General features: G+C 75.9%; 2 protein-coding genes. One reads left to right on the forward strand and one right to left on the reverse strand.

Going from position 1 to position 3,114, the window contains the following annotated elements; genetic code table 11:
• A partial coding sequence (locus DN069_RS31440; RefSeq protein ID WP_133260100.1) for a tetratricopeptide repeat protein occupies window positions 1-1,540 on the forward strand: 1,540 nt, incomplete at its 5' end.
• A gap of 150 nt (window positions 1,541-1,690) precedes the next feature.
• On the opposite strand, the gene DN069_RS31445 is transcribed toward DN069_RS31440, so the two are convergent.
• On the reverse strand, window positions 1,691-3,114 hold a 1,424-nt coding region (locus tag DN069_RS31445; protein ID WP_116513709.1), incomplete at its 5' end, for an ATP-binding SpoIIE family protein phosphatase.

The following is a 3,114-nucleotide window of genomic DNA, read 5'->3' on the forward strand; positions in this document are numbered from 1 at the left end:
CGACGCCGTCGAGGCCGTCTTCGCCTCCTCCTACGCCGCCCTGCCGGAATCGGAGCAGCAGCTCTTCCGGCTGCTCGGGCTGATCCCGGGTCCGGACTTCGACGCGACCGCGGTCGCCTGGCTGCTCGGCTGCGACCGCCGCACCGCCGCCTACCGGCTGGAGGCGCTGCTGGACCACAGCCTGCTGCTGGAACCGAGTTTCGGCCGCTACCGCTTCCACGACCTGGTCCGGCTCTTCGCGCGCTCCGCCGCACCGCCCGCGGGAGACACGGCGGACGCGGCGGACGCGGCGCAGGGTCGACTGATCGACTACTACCTGCACGCCGCCGGGACGGCAAACGAGCGGATCACCCGCCGCAGCCTCCCCACACCGCCGCTCCCGCCCGTGCCGAGCCCCCTCCCCGCCTCCGAGCCAGGGGACTTCGAGGCCGGCCTGGCCTGGCTGCGCGGCGACTGGGAGAACCTGTGGGCCTGCGCGGCCGATCCGCGCACCCCCCGGTCGCGGCCGGGCGCACTCACCGTGCTCTCGCCCGTCCTGGCGACCTACATGGAGCGCGAGGGCCTGTGGGCGCAGGCCCTGACCTTGCACGGCCGGGCCCTCGACGACGCCCGCGCCCGCCAGGACGCGGCGGGCGAGGGCCGCAGCCTCAGCGAGCTCGGCCGGGTGCGACTGGCCACCGGCGACGCCACCGCGGCGTGCGAGCTGCACGAACAGGCCCTGAGCCGCCACCGGTCGCTGGGCGACCGGCTGGGCGAGGCGGAGTCGCTGTGGGAGCTGGGCCGCAGCCGGCACATGCGCAACGAGCACGAGGCCGCCGGCGCGCTGCACCGCGAGGCGCTGGCTCTCTTCCAAGAGCTCGGCGACCTCCGCGGCGAGGCGAACGCACTGTGGGCGCTCGGCCGCGCACTGCGCATGCAGGAGGACACCGAGGGCGCCAACACCATGGCCGAGCAGGCCCTCGTGCTCTACCGGCGGCTCGACGACCGGCTCGGCACGACGAACGTCCTGTGGGACCTGGGCCGACTCGCCGAGGCCCGCGGCGACTTCCCCGCGTCCGCGCGGCTGCTCGCGCAGGCCCTCGACTCCTACCGCGTGCTGGGCAGCCGGGTCGGCGAGGCCAACACCCTCCACGCGCTCGGCCGGCTGGCCCGTCGGCGCGAGCGCTGGGACGAGGCGGTCGAGCGGCTGGAGGCGTCGCTGCGCATCTACGACGAGCTGCACGAGCTGCACGGACGGACGCTGACCCGTCACGACCTGGCGCTGGTCCGTTGGGCGCAGGACGATCTGGCCGATGCCACGCGGCTGCTGACGCTGGTCAGTGACACCTACCGCGAGCACGGGGAGCCGGTGGGCGCGGCGCGCAGCCTGCACGAGCTCGGACAGGTCCGCCGCGCCGCCCACGACTACGCGGGCTCCGCCCGTGCCCTGTCCGAGTCCGTGACCCTCTACCGCTCCCTCGACAACGCGGAACGCACCGAGGCGGTCCTCCAGGACGCCCGCGCCTACGCCACGGAAGCCGCAGCCGCGTTCCCCACGTAGCAGGAAAGGGCCCCGCGCCGCCTCCGGCAGGCGCTGCCCCGGCAGGACGCCCGCGCCTGGGCGGCGCACCTCCCCGGCCGAAGGCCCGGGTGGCTTTGCCTCCGCGGGGGTCCTCGCAGCGGTGGGGGCCGTGCGGGCCGGGGGTGCACGTTACGCGGTCGGGAGGGCCTGCTCGGCCCAGATGGTCTTGCCGTCGGAGCTGTGGCGGGTGCCCCAGCGGGTGGCGCACTGGGCGACGAGCATGAGGCCGCGGCCGCCCTCCTCCATGGTGCGGGCGCGCCGCAGGTGGGGCGCGGTGCTGCTGGAGTCGGAGACCTCGCAGGTGAGCGCGGAGTCGCGGATGAGGCGGAGCCGGATCGGGGGCCGCCCGTGGCGGATCGCGTTGGTGACCAGCTCGCTGACGACCAGTTCCGTCACGAACACCAGCTCGTCCAGGCCCCAGCGGGCCAGCTGGCGCGCGGCGAGACGGCGGGCGTCGGCGACGCAGGCGGGGTCCGGGGCGATCTCCCAGTTGGCGACCTGGTCCGCGCCCAGCGCGCGGGTGCGCGCGAGCAGCAGGGCGACGTCGTCCTCGGGCCGGTGCAGGGTGAGCGCGCCGAGGACGCGCTCGCTCACCGCGAGCAGGTCCGAGCCGGCCTGGGTGAGCGCCGAGACCAGCAGCGCCAGGCTCTCGTCGAGGTCGCGGTGCCGCGACTCGATCAGGCCGTCGGTGAAGAGCGCGAGCAGGCTGCCCGCGGGCAGGTCCACCTCGACGGTCTCGAAGGCCAGGCCGCCGAGGCCCAGCGGCGGGCCCGCCGGGACGTCGAGGAACTCCACGTCCCCGTCGGGCAGCCGCACGGCGGGGACGGGGTGGCCCGCGCGGGCCAGCGCGACGCGGCGGGCGATCGGGTCGTAGACGGCGTAGAGGCAGGTGGCGCCTATGTCGCCGAAGACCTGGCCGTCGAGGAGGGAGGTGCCGAGCGTGGCGGCGCCCAACGGCGGATCCGCACCGCCGAAGCCGCTGTCCTCCACCCCTCCCCCAGCCTCGGGCCGGGGGGACCCCCAAGCGCCGGCCTCGGCGTTGAGGCTGATCACCAGATCGTCGAGGTGGGACAGGAGCTCGTCCGGCGGCAGGTCGACGTCGGCCAGGGTGCGCACGGCGGTGCGCAGGCGGGCCATGGTGACGCTGGCGTGCAGGCCGTGGCCGGTGACGTCGCCGACGACGAGGGCGACGCGGGTGCCGGAGAGGGGGATGACGTCGTACCAGTCGCCGCCGACGCCCGCCTGCCCGCTGGCGGGGACGTAGCGGGTGGCGACCTCGACGGCGGCCTGTCTGGGCGGCCGCTGTTGCAGCAGGCTGTGCTGGAGGGTGAGCGCGGTGGTCCGCTCGCGGGTGAAGCGGCGGGCGTTGTCCAGGCAGATCGCGGCGTGCGCCACCAGCTCCTCGGCGATCGACTGCTCGTCGGGGCTGAACGGCGCGGCCGCACCGAGACGGCACAGGACGACGACCCCGAGGGTCGTCTCGCGCGCGGTGACGGGCACCGTCAGCACCGAGACCAGGCCGTGCCGGCGCGCCCACACGCCGCGCGCGGCGT

It is taken from the genome of Streptacidiphilus pinicola, from assembly GCF_003258295.1.
Lineage (GTDB): Bacteria > Actinomycetota > Actinomycetes > Streptomycetales > Streptomycetaceae > Streptacidiphilus > Streptacidiphilus pinicola.